This window comes from Mesorhizobium sp. RCAM 05099 (assembly GCF_059683685.1).
In genome coordinates this window covers 3,029,875-3,049,612 of the sequence record NZ_CM185035.1, presented here as the reverse complement: position 1 = coordinate 3,049,612, position 19,738 = coordinate 3,029,875, and the positions used below count along the sequence as shown (strand labels likewise).

22 protein-coding genes are annotated in these 19,738 nt (G+C 63.6%); 5 read left to right on the top strand and 17 right to left on the bottom strand.

Translation table 11 applies throughout. The annotated features are described in order from the left end of the window. Nucleotides 1–38 precede the first annotated feature (38 nt). Together tmpB and tmpA are read right to left on the bottom strand one after the other, a co-directional pair. Complete coding sequence (gene tmpB, locus AC56QQ_RS14990; protein ID WP_489862022.1) at nt 39–626, bottom strand: (R)-1-hydroxy-2-trimethylaminoethylphosphonate oxygenase; 588 nt, start codon at nt 624–626, stop codon at nt 39–41. Next, nucleotides 623–1,774 (bottom strand): 2-trimethylaminoethylphosphonate dioxygenase, encoded by a 1,152-nt coding sequence (gene tmpA / locus AC56QQ_RS14985; RefSeq protein ID WP_497128248.1) that lies wholly within the window; start codon nt 1,772–1,774, stop codon nt 623–625. The genes tmpB and tmpA overlap by 4 nt, the downstream gene beginning before the upstream one ends. A 120-nt stretch (nt 1,775–1,894) precedes the next feature. Between tmpA and AC56QQ_RS14980 the strand changes: the two genes are divergently transcribed. Beyond that, on the top strand, nt 1,895–2,782 hold the full coding sequence (locus AC56QQ_RS14980; protein WP_497128246.1) for a LysR family transcriptional regulator: 888 nt from the start codon (nt 1,895–1,897) through the stop codon (nt 2,780–2,782). A 16-nt stretch (nt 2,783–2,798) separates the two neighbouring features. Here AC56QQ_RS14980 and AC56QQ_RS14975 read toward each other — a convergent pair whose 3' ends face one another. From AC56QQ_RS14975 to AC56QQ_RS14965, 3 genes are read right to left on the bottom strand one after another with little or no spacing between them, the layout of a single operon-like run. Further along, the gene (locus AC56QQ_RS14975) at nt 2,799–3,329 is read right to left on the bottom strand and encodes a GNAT family N-acetyltransferase (RefSeq protein WP_497128244.1); all 531 of its coding nucleotides are present in this window, start codon (nt 3,327–3,329) and stop codon (nt 2,799–2,801) included. A gap of 49 nt (nt 3,330–3,378) precedes the next feature. After that, nucleotides 3,379–3,687 (bottom strand): hypothetical protein, encoded by a 309-nt coding sequence (locus AC56QQ_RS14970; protein ID WP_497128242.1) that lies wholly within the window; start codon nt 3,685–3,687, stop codon nt 3,379–3,381. Between the two features lie 4 nt (nt 3,688–3,691). Next, a complete protein-coding gene (locus AC56QQ_RS14965) occupies nt 3,692–4,255 on the bottom strand; it encodes a helix-turn-helix domain-containing protein (protein WP_497128240.1) in 564 nt (187 codons plus the stop codon). A gap of 154 nt (nt 4,256–4,409) precedes the next feature. Between AC56QQ_RS14965 and AC56QQ_RS14960 the strand changes: the two genes are divergently transcribed. Further along, the gene (locus AC56QQ_RS14960; protein WP_489862027.1) at nt 4,410–6,242 is read left to right on the top strand and encodes an ATP-binding protein; all 1,833 of its coding nucleotides are present in this window, start codon (nt 4,410–4,412) and stop codon (nt 6,240–6,242) included. Between the two features lie 242 nt (nt 6,243–6,484). On the opposite strand, the gene AC56QQ_RS14955 is transcribed toward AC56QQ_RS14960, so the two are convergent. Together AC56QQ_RS14955 and miaA are read right to left on the bottom strand one after the other, a co-directional pair. Further along, a complete protein-coding gene (locus tag AC56QQ_RS14955; RefSeq protein ID WP_489862028.1) occupies nt 6,485–7,276 on the bottom strand; it encodes a GGDEF domain-containing protein in 792 nt (263 codons plus the stop codon). A gap of 105 nt (nt 7,277–7,381) precedes the next feature. Continuing rightward, nucleotides 7,382–8,365, bottom strand: a complete 984-nt coding sequence (miaA, locus tag AC56QQ_RS14950) for a tRNA (adenosine(37)-N6)-dimethylallyltransferase MiaA (protein ID WP_497128237.1) — start codon at nt 8,363–8,365, stop codon at nt 7,382–7,384. On the opposite strand from miaA, the gene serB reads away from it, so the two are divergent. Together serB and AC56QQ_RS14940 are read left to right on the top strand one after the other, a co-directional pair. After that, the gene (gene serB, locus AC56QQ_RS14945; protein WP_489862030.1) at nt 8,364–9,251 is read left to right on the top strand and encodes a phosphoserine phosphatase SerB; all 888 of its coding nucleotides are present in this window, start codon (nt 8,364–8,366) and stop codon (nt 9,249–9,251) included. The two genes, miaA and serB, sit on opposite strands and share 2 nt — an antisense overlap. Beyond that, nucleotides 9,248–9,817: a GNAT family N-acetyltransferase gene (locus tag AC56QQ_RS14940; protein WP_497128234.1), complete on the top strand. Its 570-nt coding sequence runs from the start codon at nt 9,248–9,250 to the stop codon at nt 9,815–9,817. The genes serB and AC56QQ_RS14940 overlap by 4 nt, the downstream gene beginning before the upstream one ends. A 46-nt stretch (nt 9,818–9,863) precedes the next feature. Here AC56QQ_RS14940 and AC56QQ_RS14935 read toward each other — a convergent pair whose 3' ends face one another. The 6 genes from AC56QQ_RS14935 to AC56QQ_RS14910 all read right to left on the bottom strand — a co-directional run bounded on the left by AC56QQ_RS14935 (nt 9,864) and on the right by AC56QQ_RS14910 (nt 15,560). Beyond that, nucleotides 9,864–11,381 carry a DegQ family serine endoprotease gene (locus tag AC56QQ_RS14935; RefSeq protein WP_497128232.1) on the bottom strand — a complete coding sequence of 506 codons (1,518 nt, stop codon included), beginning with the start codon at nt 11,379–11,381 and terminating at the stop codon, nt 9,864–9,866. A gap of 235 nt (nt 11,382–11,616) precedes the next feature. Beyond that, a complete protein-coding gene (locus AC56QQ_RS14930) occupies nt 11,617–11,805 on the bottom strand; it encodes a DUF2065 domain-containing protein (RefSeq protein WP_489862033.1) in 189 nt (62 codons plus the stop codon). 6 nt (nt 11,806–11,811) lie between these two features. Further along, entirely contained in the window at nt 11,812–12,765 is a 954-nt protein-coding gene (gene hflC, locus AC56QQ_RS14925) for a protease modulator HflC (protein ID WP_489862034.1), read from the bottom strand. Beyond that, on the bottom strand, nt 12,765–13,877 hold the full coding sequence (gene hflK, locus AC56QQ_RS14920; RefSeq protein ID WP_497128230.1) for an FtsH protease activity modulator HflK: 1,113 nt from the start codon (nt 13,875–13,877) through the stop codon (nt 12,765–12,767). The genes hflC and hflK overlap by 1 nt, the downstream gene beginning before the upstream one ends. Nucleotides 13,878–14,028: 151 nt before the next feature. Beyond that, nucleotides 14,029–14,547 (bottom strand): dihydrofolate reductase, encoded by a 519-nt coding sequence (locus AC56QQ_RS14915; protein ID WP_497128228.1) that lies wholly within the window; start codon nt 14,545–14,547, stop codon nt 14,029–14,031. Further along, the gene (locus tag AC56QQ_RS14910; protein WP_497128226.1) at nt 14,547–15,560 is read right to left on the bottom strand and encodes a DUF4424 domain-containing protein; all 1,014 of its coding nucleotides are present in this window, start codon (nt 15,558–15,560) and stop codon (nt 14,547–14,549) included. The genes AC56QQ_RS14915 and AC56QQ_RS14910 overlap by 1 nt, the downstream gene beginning before the upstream one ends. A 142-nt stretch (nt 15,561–15,702) precedes the next feature. Between AC56QQ_RS14910 and cobF the strand changes: the two genes are divergently transcribed. Continuing rightward, nucleotides 15,703–16,479 (top strand): precorrin-6A synthase (deacetylating), encoded by a 777-nt coding sequence (gene cobF, locus AC56QQ_RS14905; RefSeq protein ID WP_497128224.1) that lies wholly within the window; start codon nt 15,703–15,705, stop codon nt 16,477–16,479. Between the two features lie 177 nt (nt 16,480–16,656). Here the strand turns inward: cobF and AC56QQ_RS14900 are convergent, their stop codons facing one another. The 4 genes from AC56QQ_RS14900 to modA all read right to left on the bottom strand — a co-directional run bounded on the left by AC56QQ_RS14900 (nt 16,657) and on the right by modA (nt 19,717). Next, complete coding sequence (locus AC56QQ_RS14900; protein ID WP_256751177.1) at nt 16,657–16,998, bottom strand: winged helix-turn-helix domain-containing protein; 342 nt, start codon at nt 16,996–16,998, stop codon at nt 16,657–16,659. Between the two features lie 81 nt (nt 16,999–17,079). Beyond that, nucleotides 17,080–18,192 (bottom strand): molybdenum ABC transporter ATP-binding protein, encoded by a 1,113-nt coding sequence (modC, locus tag AC56QQ_RS14895; RefSeq protein WP_497128222.1) that lies wholly within the window; start codon nt 18,190–18,192, stop codon nt 17,080–17,082. Further along, nucleotides 18,189–18,893, bottom strand: a complete 705-nt coding sequence (gene modB, locus AC56QQ_RS14890) for a molybdate ABC transporter permease subunit (RefSeq protein WP_497128220.1) — start codon at nt 18,891–18,893, stop codon at nt 18,189–18,191. Before modB ends, modC begins: the two co-directional genes overlap by 4 nt. A 26-nt stretch (nt 18,894–18,919) precedes the next feature. Further along, on the bottom strand, nt 18,920–19,717 hold the full coding sequence (gene modA, locus AC56QQ_RS14885) for a molybdate ABC transporter substrate-binding protein (RefSeq protein ID WP_497128218.1): 798 nt from the start codon (nt 19,715–19,717) through the stop codon (nt 18,920–18,922). Nucleotides 19,718–19,738 lie beyond the last annotated feature (21 nt).

Here is a 19,738-nt window from a genome sequence, read left to right as displayed (position 1 = left end):
TCCTGGCCGTGCCTCCCTCTTTGTTCGATCGCGAATGGCTACGCCTTGTCAGCCGCGAACCTGGTCACCACCTGCTGCAGCAGCGGGACATAGTCGCGAAACGTTCGTGTCTTCATGTTGGCGATCTTGCCACTCTCATCCCAGATGCGGACCCGGACCGCTTCCTCGTGGAAGGGATTCTTGCGGAACTCCGCAACCTCCTCGGCGCTCATCGGTCCACCCTGAAGCGACAGCGTGTGGACCGAGGCCGGCGAAAGCTTGCCGAAATAGGTCGGGTCGGTGGCGCAGAGATAGCGCTTGGCCGCGACATGCAGCCTGACGCATTCGACGATGACGGGCGGAAAGAACGGCGCCAGCACCTCGCCGCCGGCCTCGTCATGGTGCTTGTCCTCGACATCGTCGGGCGAATAGGTGCCGAACTCGCTGGTATAGTGGCCGATGTCGTGCAGCAGGGCCGCCGCCACCAGCTCGTCCGGCGCACCGTCCTGCTCGGCGAACCACGCGCCCTGCAGCATGTGCTCGGACATGGTGACGGGTTCCCCGAGATAGGATTCCGCGCCCCGGCGTTCAAAGATGTCAGCGATGAATTCGACGATGTTGTCCGCGTTCAAGTCCTGGCCGCTCATTCCGCCGCCTCCTTGAACCCGTGTTCGATCGCCGCCAGCGTCGACAGCAGGCCGTCCTTGTCGGCATAGCAACCCTGGAGCCAGCGCTTGCCGGTGCCGGAAAACGCCTTGCGCGCATGCATGACGCGCGTGTTGTCGACAATGAAGGCCTGGCCAGCTTCGAGCTTGAACGTGACTTCGAAGGAGGGATCCTCGATCAGTTCGGCTAACCGGCGATAGGCGGCGTAGTAGGCGTCCATGTCGGCGAACGGCACGTCGACCGTTGGCGCCAGCGAACGGTTGTTGAAGCGGATGCAGATCAGCTCGCCATCGGGCCCGAGTTCGATCATCGGCCGCTTCGCCTGAAGTCGCACGCCCGACGAGCCGGCATATTCGAAGCGTGCCGGCCATGAACTCAGGAGCCGGAAGCCTTCGGGGTTTTCGGCCTGCAGCGCGGCCGCGACGGCAAAACCGTCGACGACGCTCGACTCGCCACCCTCCACCGTATTCTCGATGCAGGACAGGATCTGCAGCGTCGGCACCGGATCGCGATAGGGATTGTCGGTGTGCGCCTGGAGCCCGAGATTGGTGTAGGCGAGATTGCTCGGATTGACCTCGGCGCGCACTTCGAACCAGCGGCCGTAATTGGTTTCCCTGATATAGCCGAACAGGTCCGACACTTTGCACAGGGCACCGGATTCGGCCGGCAAGCCATCCATCACGGCAAAGCCATAGGCTCGCACCGCCGACAGCCACTGCCGCAGGACGTCGCGGTCGCGGCTGGCGGTTGCATAGTCGGCGCGCGGCACGGAACCCTGCATCGCCGCCCCGGTCCAACGCTTGATCCCGACATCCGTCCAGCCGAGTTGGCGCGCCTCGCCACGATCATAGGCGTTGGCGTTCAGCCATGCCGCCGGAAAGCTGACGGTCTTCTGCTCGGGCACGAAGCTGATCTCGAGAGCGCTTCCCTTGATCAGTGCGGCACTGATCCGCGTCGCGGCCGGAATGTCTAGGATGGTGATGAGCCGCTGACCGTTGCCGGCGCTGCGCGTCTTGTCGTCCAGCGCGTTGTCGCGCAGCCACATCGCATGAAAGCGGGTGCGCGTCCCGTCCTTCCAGCCAAGTTCGATTGTTCTGCCTTCGTCGCCGATCAGCGCGTGGGTAAGCATCGAAATCCGTTCCTGTCCTCTACGCCTCCGCGGCCCGATCCGCAGGTTTCGATTGCATGTTGACGGCGCGAAAGGCATAACTCAAATTATCATTTTTTGGCCAATGACCACACTCAACTAATGGTTCGAAGAACCATCCCGGCCTTGCCTCCCCTCGACTGGCTCCGCAGTTTCGAGGCCGCGGCGCGGCTGTCGAATTTCACCGCTGCGGCAGCCGAGCTTGGCCTGACCCAGGCAGCCGTCAGCCAGCATATCCGGCATCTCGAGGAACGGCTGAAGGCACGTCTGTTCTTGCGGCTGGCGCGCGGCGTCGCGCTGTCGCCGGAGGGCGCGGCCTACCTGCCGCACATCCAGTCGGCCTTCGCCACCATCGGCAACAGCACCGCGGAATTGTTCGAGCCGCGCGCCGTCCAGACGGTCTCTGTCCGGGTGCCGATCTCCTTTGCCTTGCTGATGCTGGTTCCGGCGCTGCCCGATCTTGCGAAGGCGCTGCCGCGCGTCCAGCTCGACCTGGTGACGATCCATCGCCCTATGGACTACGACTTGCCGGGCTCGGTACTCGATATCCGTTTCGGCAATGGATCCTTTCCGGCCCGCGAAGCCGACAGGCTGACCGCCGAGCGGCTGGTGCCGGTGGTGGCTCCGGCCCTGGCCGGCGGTGCCGACTGGACATCCCTGCCGTTGCTTCTGGTCGCCGGCGCGCGCGAGATGTGGGCGGAATGGTTCGCGGCCGCGGGCTTGGCCGGCCATCCCGGGCGATCGCACCGCTTCGACAGTTTCGTCGCCGCCATGGAAGCGGCGAGAGCCGGCGCCGGCGTGCTGCTGGGCTCGCGACCGCTCATTGATGCGGCGCTCGACAGCAAGGCGCTGGTCAGGCTTTCCGATTTCGAACTTTCCAGCACCTCGGGGCATTTTCTGACCAGGGCGACGACCGCGCGCCTGACCAGCGCCGAGCAGGATTTCCGCGACTGGCTGCTGTCGCGCCTCTCCGGTGCGGCGCCGACGTGACTGGGACCGGCATGAGTTACGGGGATGGCGTGCCGATACGCTTCCAGTAGATCAGCGTACCGGTCAGCCCGCCATGCGGCTTGAAGGCATAGTCCGGTATTTCGCCGGCCAGCGTGAAACCAAGTTTTTCGTAGAGGCCTGAAGCGCCCTCCTCCGTCGCCGTATCCAGAACCAGCAGCGTGCGCCCCTTCTCAACGGCAAGGCTTTCGGCGGCGCGCATCAGGCGCGCTCCCACGCCCCTGCCCCGATAGTCGACGCGTGTCATCAGCTTGGCGATCTCGGCCCGATGCGGCTGGTTGGGCGGGCAGTCGAGCAGCAGGGTCACGGTGCCGACCAGAACCTCGCCGTCCCAGGCGCCAAGCACGGCTCTTTCCCCTCTTGCCGCCGCAGCCAGCGACTTCTCCCAGAATGCGCTTGCCGCTTCCGGCGCCAGCGGATGCATGAAACTCACCGAACCGCCGGCAGCAACCGTTTCGATCAGCAGACCGGCCAGCGTATCCCGCGTTTCCATCGTCGCGGTAAGGGCTTTGATTTCGAGGAAACTCATCCGGGCGTCCTGTAATTGCAGTGAAATGGTCGATGCGGACTGACCGCCGTCAATCGAGATGGCGGGCGCGGCGGCGCTTGCGTGCCGCCTTGATCGCGGCAATGCGTTCGGTGTCTTCTTCCCGAAGGTGCCGCCCCCGCTCCAGAATCTCGAGCGTGTACTCCTCATAGGTCAGGCCCAGCCGTTCGGCCTTGTCCATCCGCAGCAGCATGACCTCGCGGCTCGGCGCCTTCCACGCCTTGGCGTGGGCGGCCTGCCAGGCAAGGAAGATGTAGGGATCACCCTTGCCCCATGGCGGCCCCTTGTACCCGTCGAGAGGCGGCCCCCCATTGTGGGAGCGTTTTGGTCGTCTCGCCATGATGTCAGCCCCTGACCAGCGCGACGAGATAGTCGGCGCCCGGCCCCAAGGCATGGAAGGTGCAGTCCGCCGGCGCACCAAGCGCCAAGCAGTCGCCAGGCTCAAGCCTGTGCACCACATCGCCTTCGACGAATTCGAGCCGCCCTGAGATCAGCCATATCTGTTGCTTGATGAAGGCATAGGAAGCGGCGGGGAAACTGACCTTGGCGCCCGCCGGCAGTTGCACCCTGATCAGTTCGAGCGGCATGTCGCAAGATGGCGAGAGATGCCGCCTGACATAGCCGGTATCGGGATCGCGCCACACCGGTTGATCGCTCTCGCGCAGCAACCCGCCGCCTTGCAATTCGGCCCGCGCGATGAGGGTCGACAGCGTCATGCCAAACGCCGACGCGATCCGTACCAGAAGGGTCGCCGTCGGGCTGGTCTTGCCGCGCTCGATCGTGCTCAGCATCGCTTTCGATACACCAGACCGCTCCGCAAGCTCGGCCAGCGACCAGTCCCGAATGACCCTCTCGGCGTGAATCCTTCTGCCGATGGTCGAGGAAATATCGTTCGCTATATCATCCATACGTCCATTATAGCGAAAATATCGAGACTGGAGAAGAGCCGCCTCGCGACAATTTGCACGGACCGCTTAATCCTCTCTACACCATCCGACCTCATCCCGCCTTAACCCCAGTCCTGTAGGGTCGATGCTTCAGGGAAATGGGATTGGCCTGTCCATGTTTGTCGAACGCGAAGCTTCCGGCGGAGAACCGACATCGCAGGAGCGCCGCAACGCAGAGCAGAACGACAGGCGCGTTCTGGGCAATGTCGTGCAATGCGACGGCGCGCGCGCCACCATCAGCGCCTATGCGGACGATATCGACGGCGCGGTGACTGGCCTGTGGACGGTCGGCAAGATGATTTCCATCAATCTCGGATCCACGCGAACCGTCGGCCTGGTCTACGGGATCGGCAAGTCGGATCGCGCCTGGAGCAACGAGGGCCAGAATCCGATCGAGGTCAGCATCGAGCTGATCGGCGAAGTGCGTGACGGAGCTGACCCGAACGCCAAGCCGATCTTCGATCGCGGCATCACCACCTATCCGCATATCGGTGCCATCGCCCACCGCATCCGCACCCGTGACCTGCAGGCGGTCTATGATCTCGCCGGGCGTCACTCCATCACCATCGGCACGCTCTCGCAGGACGAGTCGATCGCCGCCAACATCGCCATCGACGATACGCTGGCGCGCCACTTCGCCATTGTCGGCACCACCGGCGTCGGCAAATCCACCGCCGTCTCGCTGCTGCTGCGCAAGTCGATCGCGGCGCGGCCCGACCTGCGCATCCTGATCCTCGATCCGCACAACGAGTTCGCGGCGTCGCTGCCCGAATATTGCGTCAGGGTCGATTCCAAGACGCTCGATCTTCCGTTCTGGATGTTCCGGCTGGAGGAATTCGCCGAGGTGCTGTTCCGCGGGCGCGAGACCGTGCCGGAAGAAATCGACGCCTTGCGCGACCTCATTCCGGCCGCCAAGAATCTGTACCGCAACCCGAATTCGGGCACCTATCTGCGGCGCGGCAGCGATGCGCTGACCGCCGATACGCCGGTGCCTTACCGCATCGCCGACCTCATCAAGCAGATCGATGAGCGTATGGGCATGCTCGAAAGCAAGAACGATCGCCCGACACTCAAATCGCTGAAGACGCGCATCGAATCGGCGGCCGCCGATCCGCGTTACCGTTTCATGTTCAACTCGCGCCTGATCGAGGACACCATCCACGAGACGATCGGCAACATCTTCCGCGTGCCGCATCACGGCCGCCCGGTGACCTGCTTCGAGATGGCCGGCATGCCGTCCGAAGTGGTCAATTCTGTCTGTTCGGTGCTGGCGCGCCTGGCCTTCGACCTCGCATTGTGGAGCGAGGGCAAGCTGCAACTTCTGTTGCTGTGCGAAGAAGCGCATCGCTATATGCCGGCCGACGCCCGCCTCGGCTTCGCGCCCACCAGGCACGCGCTGTCGCGCATCGCCAAGGAAGGCCGCAAGTATGGCTGCTATCTCGGCGTCGTCACCCAGCGCCCGGGCGAGCTCGATCCGACCATTCTGTCGCAATGCTCGACCTTCTTTGCCATGCGGCTTGCCAACGAGCAGGACCAGGCGATCATCCGCTCGGCAATTGCCGACTCCTCGGCATCGACTCTTGCCTTCCTGTCGTCCATGGGCCAGCGCGAAGCCATTGCCTTTGGCGAAGGCGTGGCGACGACCATGCGGCTGAAGTTCGAAAAACTGCCCGCGGAATTGATCCCGGGCACGACCAAGCGCGAAGACGCCACGTCGTCGAGAACCGGCGATGATGTCGATCTGGTGACGATCGTCGAGCGGCTGCGCAACGTGCCGAAACCGCAGCAGCAGGCGATGGCCTTCGCCGAAGTCGTCGACTCGGGCCGCCAGGCCGGCGACCCGGACTACCGCAAGCCGCCGGCGACGCGCGTACCATCGGACGACGATTTCGACATGCGCTATGGCCTCAAGCCAGCAACCTTCGGCCTGCGCCCGCAGAACGATTGAGCCGGCAGGCCGATCCTGAAGCCTTTTTTGGCGTTCTGCTGACCGGTTGAGAAGCCGCGTCAAGCATCCAAGGTCTGCTTCGTTGGCCCGCTTGGATAAATCCCGAAAGGGAATTCATCAGGCCGGATTGAATGACGTGGCTTTCGAGAAGTCCGGAGCGGAGCGGACACCTAGTCCGTGAGCACCGGAAGTCGAGAAAGCCGCGTCATTCAATCCGGCCTCATGAATTCTTCTTCGGGATTTTAGGCGCAGACGCGGTTGCGGCCTTGCCTCTTCGCCTCATAGAGCTGGCGGTCGGCGCGGCGGTAAAACTCCTCCGCTGTTTCCTTGCGGTCCCAGACGGCAAGCCCAACGCTGGTGGTGATCTTGAGGCGGACATTGCCGGAGAGCACCGACATGTTGGCGATCGCCTTGCGGATACGCTCGGCAAACTTACCCAGAAGTGCGGCGTCCATATTGGGTGTGACCACGGCGAACTCCTCGCCGCCCAACCGCGCCACCACATCGTGATAGCGCGTCATGTCCTTGAGGCAATTGGCGACGGCCCTGAGCACCTCGTCGCCGACATCATGGCCATGGGTGTCGTTGACCTGCTTGAAATGGTCGAGGTCGAGGATCATCAGCCCGACGGGCTTTTCGATGCGCCTGAACTCCTCGAGATATTCCTTCAGCGCATCGTCGAAATAGCGCCGGTTCTGCATGCCGGTCAGACCATCGGTCAGGGCGGCGTGCTCGAGCGTTTCCGAACGGGCGCTGAGCGAAACCGTCATGGCGCGCAGCTTGCCTTCTTCCGTCGCCTGTTTTCGGATCAGCGGATAGATGAAGAAGATGCCGAAAAACAACGCCGTGGCCAGGAGCACGCCCGTCGCGAACAAGAGCTTGTTGAGGTAGATAATCTTCTCCTGGCCGGAAGCCGTATGCAGCTCGGTGGCGAAGGCTTGCAAAAGCCCATAGGCATGCAGCGTCACCAGACCGGCGGCCAGGATCACGAAAATAAAGACGAAAAATGCTGATTCCGCCTTGTGGAAACGCATCTGCTCCCCGTTGGAAAAATGCCCACTGACCTTATGGCATGGCGGGCCTTACGGAGGGTTAATTTGGACAACCGCAACGGGAATCTTTCGTTGCAGGTCAACTTTTCAGGTTGTAGCGGAGACAAGCTGTCGGATCGTGGTTTCCAGATCATCACCGGGACGCAATCTTTGCCATTCCGGCCCCAGTTGGTTCCTGAACCAGGTCGCTTGCCGCTTGGCATATTGCCGGGTCGCGATCTTGGCGAGTTCGATCGCCTCGGAAAACCCGACCTCTCCCGCCATCGCCGCTTGTAGTTCGCGGACGCCTATCGCCTTCATCGCCGGCAAGTCTGGATTGAGTTTGAGCGCCACAAGTTCCTTGACCTCATCCAGCGCGCCCATGTCCAGCATCTTGTCGAAGCGCGCTTCGATACGGCGGACCAAAGCTGCCCGGTCCGGCTCGATCACGAAGAAACGCGCGCTCTCCCTGTCGATGAGCGGCCAGCCGCGTTGCGCTTGCCATTCCAGGATCGAGCGGCCCGACGCGTCGAGCACCTCCAGCGCCCGCACGATGCGTTGGCTGTCGGTCGGCTTGAGCGTCATGGCCGCCGCCGAATCCTCGCGCAGCAGCAGGCTGTGCAGCTTGACGGCGCCCTGCTCCTTAAGTTCGTAGCGCCAGCGGTCACGGATCCGCTGCGGAATGTCGGGTATTTCCGAAATGCCCTCGGCGAGCGCGCGAAAGTAGAGCCCGGTGCCACCGACGAAAATCACTGGCCGCGCCGAGAGCGTGCCGTCCGGCCGCGCAGAGAGCGTGCCGTCGTCGATCAGCTTCATCACGTCGCGCAGCCAGGCGCCGGTGGAATAGGCGGTGGCCGGGTGGACGTGCCCGTAGAGGAAATGCGGGGCGCGGGCCAGGTCGGCTGCCCCTGGCCGGGCCGTCAGCACGTCGAGTACTGAATAGCCCTGCATGGAATCGGTGTTGACGATGACGCCCCCCTTGCGCTCGGCCAGATCGAGCGCGAAGGCCGACTTGCCGCTCGCGGTCGGCCCGGCTATCAGGATCGCGTTCTTCACGCGGCCCTCGCCCGCCTGTCCGTCGGAATGTTCCATGCCGCTCGTCGCCACGCTTGTTTCCCGTCCCGCCGACCGCGCTCTGTCGCTGTCGCTTGCGAATATGGCGTCACGGTCGGTCGGCGCAAGCGCTGTTGTCTGGCTGGCCGAAGCGATTGCCTGCGATCTTGTCCTGCCGAGCCAAGCCGACGCCGCCGATGCGACAGCCGCCTTGCGCGCCGCACTTGCTGGCGAACCGGTCGACGTGATCGTCCAGCAGGCTGAAACGCGCCGCAAGAAGATCCTCATCGCCGACATGGATTCAACCATGATCGACCAGGAATGCATCGACGAATTGGCCGACGAGATCGGCGTCAAGGATCGCGTTGCCACTATTACCGCGCGTTCGATGAACGGCGAGATCGCTTTCGAGCCGGCCCTGCGCGAGCGGGTGGCGCTGCTGAAAGGTCTCGACGCCGCCGTGGTCGACCGCATCGTCGCCAATCGCCTGACTTTGGCCTCCGGCGGCCGCGCCTTGGTTCAGACCATGCGGGCCAACGGCGCCTGCACGGCGCTCGTATCGGGCGGATTCGAGGTCTTCACCACACGCATCGCGGCCATGCTTGGCTTCCAGGAGAACCGCGCCAACCGCCTGCTCGAGCAGGACGGCCGCTTCACCGGGCTGGTCGGCGAACCAATCCTCGGCCGCGCCGCCAAGGCCGACGCGCTGATCGAAATTTCAGCGCGCCTCGGCCTGACGCCCGCTGACGCCATCGCGGTTGGCGACGGCGCCAATGATCTCGACATGATCCGCCTGGCCGGGACGGGTGTCGCGCTTCATGCCAAGCCGACCGTGGCGGCGCAGGCAAAGGTTCGCATCGACCATGGCGACCTGACCGCGTTGCTCTATTTGCAGGGCTACAGGCAGGAAGAGTTTGCGCAATGAAAACAATGCGTACCGAGCGCCTGATCCTGCGCAACTGGGAGGATCGCGACCGCGAGCTGTTCCACCGGATCAATTCCGACGAACGGGTGATGGAGTTCTTCCCGTTCCGACGCGACCGCGTCCAGGCGGATGCCAAGATGGACGAGTTGCGAGGCGTGATCGACCGCGACGGCTTCGGTTTTGCGGCGGCCGAGATCGCAGCCACCGGCCAATGCATCGGCTTTGTCGGCCTCACGCGAACCGACCATCTGCCGTTCCTGCCGGCCGGCACCGTCGAGATTGGCTGGCGGCTGGCGCCCGAATTCTGGGGCAAGGGCTATGTCACCGAAGCCTCGGAAGCCTGGCTGGCCTTCGGCTTTGAAACACTCGGCCTTGACGAGATCGTCTCCTTTGCCGTCGAGAACAACCGGCGCTCCACTGCCGTCATGGAACGCCTCGGCATGACCGCCGACCCATCGGCCGACTTCGATCACCCCGGCATTCCCGACAGCCACGCCGCGCTCAAGCGGCACGTCTTCTACAGGCTCCGGCGCGCCGACTGGGAACAAAAAAAGGCGGCTCGCTAGCCGCCCTTTTTCTTTCAGATCAGAGTGTTGCCGGATTTTCCGGACGTCAATCCATCCGGATCGTCACGAACCTCAACTCGCCGGTCTTGGACGCCAGCATCAAAAGTGCGTTCTTGCGCCCCTGTTCCTTCAGTGCGCCGATCCGGTCCATGACGTCCTTGGGCGTGGCGACCGATTCCTGCGCGATCTCGGTGATCACCTCGCCGGGCTGAATGCCCCGTTCGGCAGCGGCCGAGTCCTTGGTGACGTCGGTGATGACGACGCCGGAAACATCGGCGGCGATGCTGAACTTCTTGCGTGTCTCGTCGTTGAGTTCGCCGACCGTCATGCCGAGCACCGAAGCGGTCGAAACGGCCGGAGCCTTGTCACCCTTGTCCTGGTCGGTGTTGCCACCCTCTTCGCCGCTGGTGAGCTTCTCGCCATCCTCGAGCCGGCCGAGCGTCACCTTCACCGTCTGCTCGACGCCCTTGCGCACGATCAGCACATCGACCGCCTTGCCGACCGGGCTTTCGGCGACGACACGCGGCAGGTCGCGCATTTCATGGATGTCCTTGCCGTCGAATTTGAGGATGACGTCGCCCGCCTGGATGGTGCCATTGTCGACGGGACCGCCCTTGATGACGCCTGCGACCAGCGCGCCCTTGGCGGTCGCCATGCCGAGGCTCTCGGCGATGTCGTCCGTCACTGGCTGGATGCGCACGCCGAGCCAGCCGCGCCGCGTCTCGCCGAACTGGCGCAACTGATCGACGACGCCCGAGGCGAGTTGCGAGGGAATGGAGAAACCGATGCCGATCGAGCCTCCGGACGGTGAAATGATCGCGGTGTTGATGCCGATGACCTCACCCGCGCTGTTGAACAGCGGACCACCGGAATTGCCGCGGTTGATCGCGGCATCGGTCTGGATGAAGTCGTCATAGGGGCCGGAATTAATGTCACGGTTGCGGGCCGAGACGATGCCGACCGTCACCGTGCCGCCAAGGCCGAACGGGTTGCCGATCGCCATCACCCAGTCGCCAACACGCATCTTGGTGGAATCGCCGAACTTCACCGCGGTCAGCTTGTGGCCCTTCGGGTCGACCTTCAGCACCGCGACATCGGTCTTGGTGTCGGTGCCGACCAGCGTCGCCTTCAAGGTGATGCCATCGGAGAAATTGACTTCGATGTCATCGGCGTCGGCGATGACGTGGTTGTTGGTGACGACGATGCCTTGCTCGGCGTCGATGACGAAGCCGGATCCCAGCGACTGCACCTTCTGCGCGCCATTGTCCTTGTCGCCGCCACGGTTCTTGAAGAAATCGTCGAAGAAATCCTGGAAGGGCGAGCCCTCTGGCAACTGCGGCATCGGCACCGCGCCCGGACCTTCCGTGCCCTTGACCGTCTGCGAGGTCGAGATGTTGACCACCGCGCCGAGCAGGCCCTGTGCCAGATCGGCGACCGAAGCAGGCCCGTCAGCAGCAATTGTCGGCGTCACGAAGGACGGGACAGCGACGGCGCCGACGAGAAGCGCCGTGGCGCCGGCGATGAACGTCCGCCGAGCCACGCGCAAAAGGGTATTGGATGTCATCGAGAAGCCTCCAGGTATTTCTGAAAGAGAAACGCGCTTCGACGAAAACGTCGCGTCGCGCCATGTTGGCAAAAAATACGGCACGTTTGCGGCTATGACCACCGGCAGAGGATAAATCATCCGTTGTCCCAGGGATCGAGGCTCGTATCCCAGGGATCGAGGCTCGTATCCCAAGGATCGAGGCTCGTATCCCAGGGATCGAAGCTCGTATCCCGAAAACCGAAGCCGGCCGCCTTCATCCGCCTCGCACCAGCCAGACGATGCCGACCCCAATGGCGACCGCTGCAAGCCCCGCGATCCGCAACGCGTTCTCGGGCATCGATAGCACTTCGGTGGCCAACTTCCTGGCGAGGCCGGGAAAGCCGCCATAGACCAGACCTTCTATCACGAGGACGAGGCCCATGGCGGCGAAAAAATCCTGCACCGGCCGTTACTGGCCGGTGCTGGGCTGTGCCGCCGGCGCGGCAGGTGCCGTCGGTGGCGAAGCCGGCGTCGCCGGCCCCTCCTTGCCGTCGGGATCGCGGAAGAAGCGGAAGAACTCCGAATTCGGCGACAGCACCATTGTCGTCCCGGTGTTGTCCAGCGCCGTGCCATAGGCATTCATCGACCGGTAGAAGTCGAAGAAGGCCGGGTCGCGTTTGTAAGCATCGGCGAAGGTGGCGCTGCGCTGGGCTTCGCCCTCGCCGCGCAGGATTTCGGATTCCTTCTGCGCTTCGGCAACGATCTCGACCACTTCACGATCGGCACGGGCCGTGATGCGCTGTGCCGCTTCGTTGCCGCGAGCCCGTAGCCGAGCGGCTTCGGCCAGGCGTTCCGCCTTCATGCGGTCGTAGGTCTGCTGCGAGACCTCGGCCGTAAGATCCGTGCGACGGATACGGACATCCTCGATCTGCAGGCCGAGCGACGTGGCGTCTGGCCTGAGCTGATCGCGGACTTCGCGCATCATGACGGCACGTTGTTCGGAGAGCGCGGCCTCGAAGTCGCGCAGACCGTAGACGCGGCGCAAGGCAGCGTCGAGACGTGTCCTCAGCCGCGCTTCGGCCAGTTCAATCTGGCCGGACACGGCGGCGCGGAAGACACGCGGATCCGAGATGCGATAGGCGATGAAGGCATCGACCTCATAGAACTTGCCGCCCGACACCTGAACGCGGATGTTGTCTAGGTCGAACCGCAGCACCCTGTTCTCGATCAGCTGCACCGTATCGGCGTCGAAGAAGGAGAACGGGGCCTTGAAGTAGATGCCGGGCTCGCTCTTGACGTCGACGATCTCGCCGAACCTCAGCACCAGCGCCTGCTGGCGTGCATTGACCACAAACACCGAGGAATAGATCAGGAACAGGATGACCGCCGCGATGACGACGAAGATGGGAAGACGGTTGGCCATCACTGGGTACCTCCCGTGTTCGCGGAAGGCGCGGCCGGTGCCGGCGGTTTCGCCTGCAATGCCGGCAGCGGCAGGTAGGGAACGACACCTTGTCCGTTGCCCTGTTCGACGATCACCTTGCTCGAGTCCTTCAGAACCTTCTCCATGGTTTCAAGATAGAGGCGCTTGCGGGTCACATCAGGCGCCTTGGCATATTCGTCATAGACGGAGATGAAGCGCTGCGCCTCACCTTCGGCTTCCTGCACAACCCGGTTCTTGTAGGCGGCCGCGTCCTCGCGGACCTGTGCGGCCTCGCCGCGTGCCTGGCCGAGCTTCTGGTTGGAATACTGGTTGGCCTGCTCGACGAACTTGTCCTCGTCCTGCTCGGCACGCTGCACCTCGTCGAACGCGTCGGCCACTTCGCGTGGCGGTGCCGCGTCCTCGATCGAGACGGCGTTGACGTTGAGGCCGGCCTTGTAGCCATCCAGCGTCGTCTGGATGATTTCGCGAACCGAAGCCGCGATGCCCTGGCGGTCATCGCGGAAGATGTCCTGCGCCGGCCGGCGGCCGACGGCTTCGCGCATGGCGCTTTCGGCAACCTGCCGCAGCATACCGTCTGGATCGGACACGTCGAACAGATAGGCCCTGGGGTCGGAGACCTGATAGGCCACCGAGAACTGGACGTTGACGATGTTCTGGTCGCCCGAAAGCATCAGGCCGTTGCCGCTGGTGTTGCCACCGCCAATGTCGACGAGCTGCTCGGAAATCTTGGCCGTCTCAACGGTTTCAAGCGGCCACCAATGGAAATGCAGGCCGGGCTGCGACAGCTCCGGCTTCGGCTTGCCGAAGCGCAGTTCAACCGCGACTTCGTCTGGTTGCACGGTATAAACCGCCTGGAACGCCCACAGCACGACAAGGGCTGCCGCGATCAACCCGAACACGGCCGGGCTGGCGCCGCCACCGCCCGGCAGAGCGCGCCGCAGCCGATCCTGGCCGCGACGGATGATATCTTCGAGATCGGGAGGCGAGCCCTGCGGACCGCTCGGTCCTTTTGGTCCCTGCCCCCAGGGTCCCTGATTGTTGCCGCCGCCGCCCCATGGGCCGCCGCCGCCGCTTTTGTCGTTCCAGGGCATGAATGTCCTTTCGCTTGGAATTCCCTCAAGCGCCGGTATTGCGGCGCAAAAATCCAGTGTTGTTCTTCTATAGGGACGCCACGAGGCGCTTTCAACGCGATGCGTTGCCGACTTCGTCCGATTTGGTCCGGTCGCGACCCTTTGTCTTCCTTCAATGCACGTCGCGGCGTCGCTCGTAAACCGAATAGCGCGTGGCGTGGCTGTCCTTCTCCCCGGCCGGAACCTCCTGTGAACTGATGACGCGCCAGGAATTCGGATCGATCGGCGGGAAATGCGCATCGCCGTCGACCGTGGCCAGCACATGGGTGACATGCAGCCGGTCGGCCAGCGGCAGCGCCTGGGCGTAAATCTCGCCGCCGCCGACGACACAGACCTCGTCCACTCCAGCCATGCAGCGTCCGCGCACCGTCGCCAGCTGGATCGCGGCTTCGAGCGTATGGGCGACCTCGATACCGTCGGCACGCCAGGTCTTGTCTCGGGTGACGACGATGTTCAGCCTGCCCGGCAGCGGCCGGCCAATCCCTTCATAGGTCTTGCGGCCCATGATGATGGGCTTGCCCATGGTGTCGGCCTTGAACCGCTTGAGATCGGTGGACAAGCGCCAGGGCAGCCCGCCGTCCCGTCCGATGACGCCGTTCTCGGCGATGGCGACATAGATCGTGACATGCATCAGTTCGCGCCCCCGCCATTGTCCGACGGATCGAGGATCAGGATGTCGACGTCGTGCTCGGGATAGAAATCGTCCGCGGTCATCTCGAAAGTCGTCGGCCCGACCTTCTTGACATTGTCGCCGCAGAACGAAACCAGGGCCTTCGGATTGCCCTTGTCGACGGTCAGCTTGAACTTGCCGATGCTGCCCGCCGCCCAGTTGCCGCCAGTGGTCAGGATGTAGGCGATCCGGCTTTCATAATATTTCGGATAGCCGTCGGGATTGTCCTTGGCAGCCTTGCGCACCGCATTCTCGAACGTGCCGTCCATGCAGTAGCGGGACTTGTAGGCGGCATACTGCCCCTGGAACTGGCCGTCATAGAAGAAGCTGACCGATGAAGTGCCACCGACGCTCGGCTTGTAGCGATGGGAGACGTGAACGTCCTTGTTGGCCGGAAAGGTCGAGCGCCACCAATAGGTCGAGCGCAATTGCCAGAACGGCACATAGGTGGATTTCATGCCGCTGCCGTCGTCGGCGGTGTCCTCGATGATGATGCCCCGGTTGACCCAATCGTCGGCCACCGCCTGCGGCAGCTTCGCCAGTGCCGCCTTGGCCGCGTCGCCGAACGGGTTGAAGGGCACATTCTGCGCCTTCAGGTCGGCGCCGATGTCGATGCCGAGCGCGAAAACCTTCTGCTCGAGCTGCGGCTTTGCCGCGACACCGTCGATCGTCACCTCGAAGCCGAGGAAGTTGTCGCTCTGGTTTTCAGGGATCGCCGGAATCTCCTCGGGATCGCCCGAGATGTCGGGCATCGGGAAGGCGACGATCGCGTCGACATCCTTGTCGGTGTTGTTGTGGAAGACGTAGTCGACCGTCACCTTTTCCGGCGAGATGTAGAGGTTCTCGCTTTGCATCGCCACGGCATCGCTGCGCGACAGGATCAGGCCGCCAGTGCCGAGCTCCGCGATCGAATCATTGGCAAGCGCGGGTGCGGCGCACAGCGTCAGCGCGGCAATCAGGACGTGTCGGAACATGGAAGCCCCCTCGGCGACAATATCGGCACGACCCTAGCGGTTTCAATGTGACGTTTCAAAGCCCTTCAACACGCACCTCAACGCTTGCCCACATGCCGCGCTTGTCTGGACACCGACGTTCCGATCGGGCAGGAGTCCGCGCATGCGCAAGCTTCTCGTCATCGGCATCGGCGCCGGCAATCCCGACCACATGACCGTGCAGGCCATATCAGGCCTGAACCGTGCCGACGTGCTGTTCATCCCCGACAAGGGCGAGAAGAAGAACGATCTTGCCAAATTGCGACGCCAGATCTGCGACCGCTTCGTCACCAACCCGAAAATACGCCGCGTCGAATTCGACGTGCCGGTGCGCGCCGAGCCGGCGCCCTCCTACCGTTCGACGGTCGACGACTGGCACGAAGCGATCGCCGCCATCTATGAGAGCCTGATCCGCGACGAGATTGCGGAGGACGGCTGCGGTGCCTTCCTGATCTGGGGTGATCCTTCGCTGTACGACAGCGCGCTGCGTATCCTCGAGCGCGTACGCCTGCGAGGCAATGTCGTCTTCGAGCTTGAAGTGATACCCGGCATCACCGCTGTCCAGGCGCTTGCCGCCAGCCACAAAATGGCGCTGAACCGCATCGGCGATTCCATCCTGATCACCACCGGCCGCAGGCTTACCGAGGAGGGTTTGGCTGGAAATGCCGGCAGTACAGTCGTCATGCTGGATGGCAAATGCGCCTTCAACACGCTGGATGACAAGGATGTCGTCATCCATTGGGGCGCCTATCTCGGCACGCCTGACGAGATCATCATCTCCGGCCGCGTGGGCGATGTCGGCGCGAGGATCGAACAAACCCGCGAGGAAGCCCGCCGGCAAAAGGGCTGGATCATGGACACCTATCTGCTGCGCAAACCAGGCGAGCCGGAAGACAATTAGTCTAGTCCCTCTGTTTGCCGATCGCAGGGATCGGCTCGAACTCGCCCTGACGCGGTGAATGGCGTGGATTTCGGGTTCGCCCGAGGCGACGAACGGAGCGGACTTTCAGGCCCGCGGGCACCGGAAACGCTAAAAATCGCGTCATGCATCCGGCGCAGTGGAGTTTGCACAGGCCTTTTACCCAGCGTCGATTTCGGCCTGCAATGCCTCCATATGCGTTGCAGCCGCCGATGCAGCTGCCCGTTCTATGGCCCTGAAACGGCTGACCACCGCCAGGCCGACCGCCGTCAGTTGCGCGCCGCCGCCTTTGCGGCCGCCGGTCTGCGCCGCGACCAGCGGCTTGCCGAACACCCGGTTCATGTCCTCGACCAGGTCCCAGGCGTGCTTGTAGGACATCTCCATGCCGCGCGCTGCGGCCGAGATCGAGCCAAAGGCGGCGATCTGCTCAAGAAGCTCGATCTTGCCCGGTCCGATGCGCCCGTCGGGATCGAGATTTATCCGCAAGCTCAGCGATGGCATTTTTGCTCCTCCGCGGTCACGCGCGACCCCATACTAGAAGCTCCTCTGCAATACCGCTATTCCAAAAAAACATAGCGATGATCATCCATCCGCCTCGGCGGGCAGGCCGGCGCCGGTATTGGCACGATCGAAGCTCACCGTCTTGATCACGGCAAAGACATGTCCCCCGAGCCGCAGCTTCAGCGCATGCCGCGATTGTTCGGTGATGCGGGCCAGCACGGTCGCGCCATTGCAGTCGATGCCGACCTCGACCGTCGGCCCCTCGCCTTGGCTGATCGCAACAATGGTGCCGGGCAGGATGTTGAGCGCGCTGAGGCCCGCCGGCTGTTCGGTGGCGATCATCACGTCGCGGGCGCGGATGCGAATGCGGACCGGCGCTCCCGCCGCAGCCGCCAGCCGCGGCACCCGGATCTCACCGGCGGCCGAGCCGAGCACGGTCATGCCGAAAGTCTCGTCGTGACGCAGCACCCGTGTGTCCAGCACGGCGCCGCCCTCGCCGCGCTCCTCCGCCGGCAACAGGTCGAGCCTTTGCATCACGGCCTCGGTCGGTCCGCTGGCGATGACATTGCCTTGCGCCAGCATCACCACGTCGCTGGCCAGCCGCGCCACCTCGGCGACCGAATGGCTGACATAAACGATCGGGATCTTCGTCTCGTCGCGCAGCCGCTCGATATAGGGCAGGATCTCGGCCTTGCGCGCCTCGTCAAGCGAGACCAGCGGCTCATCCATCAGCAGCAGCCGAGGACTGGCAAGCAGCGCCCGGCCGATGGCCACGCGTTGTCTCTCGCCGCCCGAGAGCTTTGCCGGTCGCCTGTCCATGAGTGGGCCGATGCCGAGCAATTCGACCACGGCGTCCATGTCCGCGTAGCGCTCCGCCGCCGGCGTGAACCAGCGACCGTAACGCAGATTGCCGGCCACGCTCATATGCGGAAACAGGCGCGCATCCTGGAACACCATGCCGATGCGGCGCTTGTGCTTCGGCACGAAAATGCCCGCGCCGGTGTCGACCAGCACGCGGCCATCGGCCTCGATGCGACCCTTGCCGGGCCGGATCAGCCCGGCGATCATGTTGATCAGCGTCGTCTTGCCCGATCCCGAGGGTCCGAACAGCGCCGTCAGCCGCCCTGCGCTCTCGAAGCGAACATCGAGACTGAAGTCGCCGAGGCGATGGCTGATGTCGACGAGGACCGTCATTCTATGTCCATTCGCCGGCCGACACGCCGCGCCAGCACTTCCGAGGCGACCAGCGCGGCCATCGAGATGACAATCGAGATCAGCGTCAGCCGCAGCGCGCCTTCATCGCCGCCCGGCACCTGCGTGAAGGTATAGATCGCCGACGGCAAAGTTTGTGTCTCGTTGGGGATGTTGGAAACGAAAGTGATCGTCGCGCCGAACTCGCCCATCGCCTTGGCGAAGGACAGGATGGCGCCGGCGATCAGGCCGGGCAGGATCAGCGGCAGCGTGATGGTGGCGAACACCCACAGCGGGTTGGCGCCGAGCGTTCCGGCCGCCGCCTCCATCTTGCGATCCACCGCCTCGATCGACAGCCGGATTGCCCGCACCATCAGGGGAAAACCCATGACGCCGCAGGCGAGAGCAGCACCTGTCCAGCGAAACGAGAAGACGATGCCGAAATGCTCGGCCAGGAAGGCGCCGGCCAGGCCACGTTTGCCGAAGGTGAGCAGCAAGAGATAGCCGGTGACCACCGGCGGAAGGATCAGTGGCAGATGCACCAGCCCATTGAGCAGCGTCTTGCCCCAGAATTTTCCCCGGGCAAGCAGCAGCGCGATCAGTATGCCCGGCGGCAGGCTGAAAAGCATTGCCACCGTCGCCACCTTTATCGATAGCCGGACCGCATTCCATTCCTCGGGAGTGAGGTCCAGCAGCCAGTTCATATTGCGAAATCAGGCCCTTTTCGAACTCAGTTGCTTGGCGTGAGCACGGTGAAACCCTGATCCTTGAACAGCGCACCGGCCTTGGCCGACTGCAGGCATTTCAGGAAGGCCGGCGTATCCTTGTCCTTCGAATCGGCGGTCTGGGCAACCGGATAGATGATCGGCGGATGCGAATCCTCCGGAAAAGTACCGACCACCTTGACGCCTTTTTCGGCATGCGCGTCGGTGGCGTAGACGATGCCGAGGGCCGCTTCGCCCGTCGAAACCAGCTTCAGCGCCGCACGCACATTCTCGGCCTGCGCCACCTTGCCCTCGACCGAGGACCAGACGCCGAGCGATTCCAGCGCGGCCTTGCCGTATTTGCCGGCCGGCACCGCCTTGAAGTCGCCCATGGCGAGCTTGCCGTCGCCGATCAGCTTGGCCAGATCGAAGCCGTTCTCGATCTTGGTTTCAACTGTCGAGTCCTTCGGCGCCACCAGCACGATCTCATTGCCGAGCAGCTTCACCTCTGTGTCCGGCTTGGTCAGCTTCTTGTCGGAGAGATATTTCATCCAGTCGAGGTCGGCCGAGATGAAGACGTCGGCCGGTGCCCCGCCCTCGATCTGCTTGGCCAGCGCCGAACTCGCGGCATAGGAAACGGTTGCGGCCTCGCCGACATCGGCTTCGCATGCCTTGTTCACCGCATCGAGCGCATCCTTGAGGCTGGCCGCGGCGAACACGACGACCTTGCCTTGCGCATGCGCCACCGGCACCGCGGCCATCAGCGTCGCCGCAAGACCACCGATCGCAATCGCCCTCAATCCGAAACCTCTGCGCATCAGCATGAAATTCTCCCTGGGTTTGAA

What these genes read in the sequence shown, in the direction of transcription:
- tmpB (WP_489862022.1), bottom strand. Translation starts at nt 626, where the DNA reads ATGAGCGGCCAGGACTTGAACGCGGACAACATCGTCGAATTCATCGCT.
- tmpA (WP_497128248.1), bottom strand. Translation starts at nt 1,774, where the DNA reads ATGCTTACCCACGCGCTGATCGGCGACGAAGGCAGAACAATCGAACTT.
- AC56QQ_RS14980 (WP_497128246.1), top strand. Translation starts at nt 1,895, where the DNA reads ATGGTTCGAAGAACCATCCCGGCCTTGCCTCCCCTCGACTGGCTCCGC.
- AC56QQ_RS14975 (WP_497128244.1), bottom strand. Translation starts at nt 3,329, where the DNA reads ATGAGTTTCCTCGAAATCAAAGCCCTTACCGCGACGATGGAAACGCGG.
- AC56QQ_RS14970 (WP_497128242.1), bottom strand. Translation starts at nt 3,687, where the DNA reads ATGGCGAGACGACCAAAACGCTCCCACAATGGGGGGCCGCCTCTCGAC.
- AC56QQ_RS14965 (WP_497128240.1), bottom strand. Translation starts at nt 4,255, where the DNA reads ATGGATGATATAGCGAACGATATTTCCTCGACCATCGGCAGAAGGATT.
- AC56QQ_RS14960 (WP_489862027.1), top strand. Translation starts at nt 4,410, where the DNA reads ATGTTTGTCGAACGCGAAGCTTCCGGCGGAGAACCGACATCGCAGGAG.
- AC56QQ_RS14955 (WP_489862028.1), bottom strand. Translation starts at nt 7,276, where the DNA reads ATGCGTTTCCACAAGGCGGAATCAGCATTTTTCGTCTTTATTTTCGTG.
- serB (WP_489862030.1), top strand. Translation starts at nt 8,364, where the DNA reads ATGCCGCTCGTCGCCACGCTTGTTTCCCGTCCCGCCGACCGCGCTCTG.
- miaA (WP_497128237.1), bottom strand. Translation starts at nt 8,365, where the DNA reads ATGGAACATTCCGACGGACAGGCGGGCGAGGGCCGCGTGAAGAACGCG.
- AC56QQ_RS14940 (WP_497128234.1), top strand. Translation starts at nt 9,248, where the DNA reads ATGAAAACAATGCGTACCGAGCGCCTGATCCTGCGCAACTGGGAGGAT.
- AC56QQ_RS14935 (WP_497128232.1), bottom strand. Translation starts at nt 11,381, where the DNA reads ATGACATCCAATACCCTTTTGCGCGTGGCTCGGCGGACGTTCATCGCC.
- hflC (WP_489862034.1), bottom strand. Translation starts at nt 12,765, where the DNA reads ATGGCCAACCGTCTTCCCATCTTCGTCGTCATCGCGGCGGTCATCCTG.
- hflK (WP_497128230.1), bottom strand. Translation starts at nt 13,877, where the DNA reads ATGCCCTGGAACGACAAAAGCGGCGGCGGCGGCCCATGGGGCGGCGGC.
- AC56QQ_RS14915 (WP_497128228.1), bottom strand. Translation starts at nt 14,547, where the DNA reads ATGCATGTCACGATCTATGTCGCCATCGCCGAGAACGGCGTCATCGGA.
- AC56QQ_RS14910 (WP_497128226.1), bottom strand. Translation starts at nt 15,560, where the DNA reads ATGTTCCGACACGTCCTGATTGCCGCGCTGACGCTGTGCGCCGCACCC.
- cobF (WP_497128224.1), top strand. Translation starts at nt 15,703, where the DNA reads ATGCGCAAGCTTCTCGTCATCGGCATCGGCGCCGGCAATCCCGACCAC.
- AC56QQ_RS14900 (WP_256751177.1), bottom strand. Translation starts at nt 16,998, where the DNA reads ATGCCATCGCTGAGCTTGCGGATAAATCTCGATCCCGACGGGCGCATC.
- modC (WP_497128222.1), bottom strand. Translation starts at nt 18,192, where the DNA reads ATGACGGTCCTCGTCGACATCAGCCATCGCCTCGGCGACTTCAGTCTC.
- modB (WP_497128220.1), bottom strand. Translation starts at nt 18,893, where the DNA reads ATGAACTGGCTGCTGGACCTCACTCCCGAGGAATGGAATGCGGTCCGG.
- modA (WP_497128218.1), bottom strand. Translation starts at nt 19,717, where the DNA reads ATGCTGATGCGCAGAGGTTTCGGATTGAGGGCGATTGCGATCGGTGGT.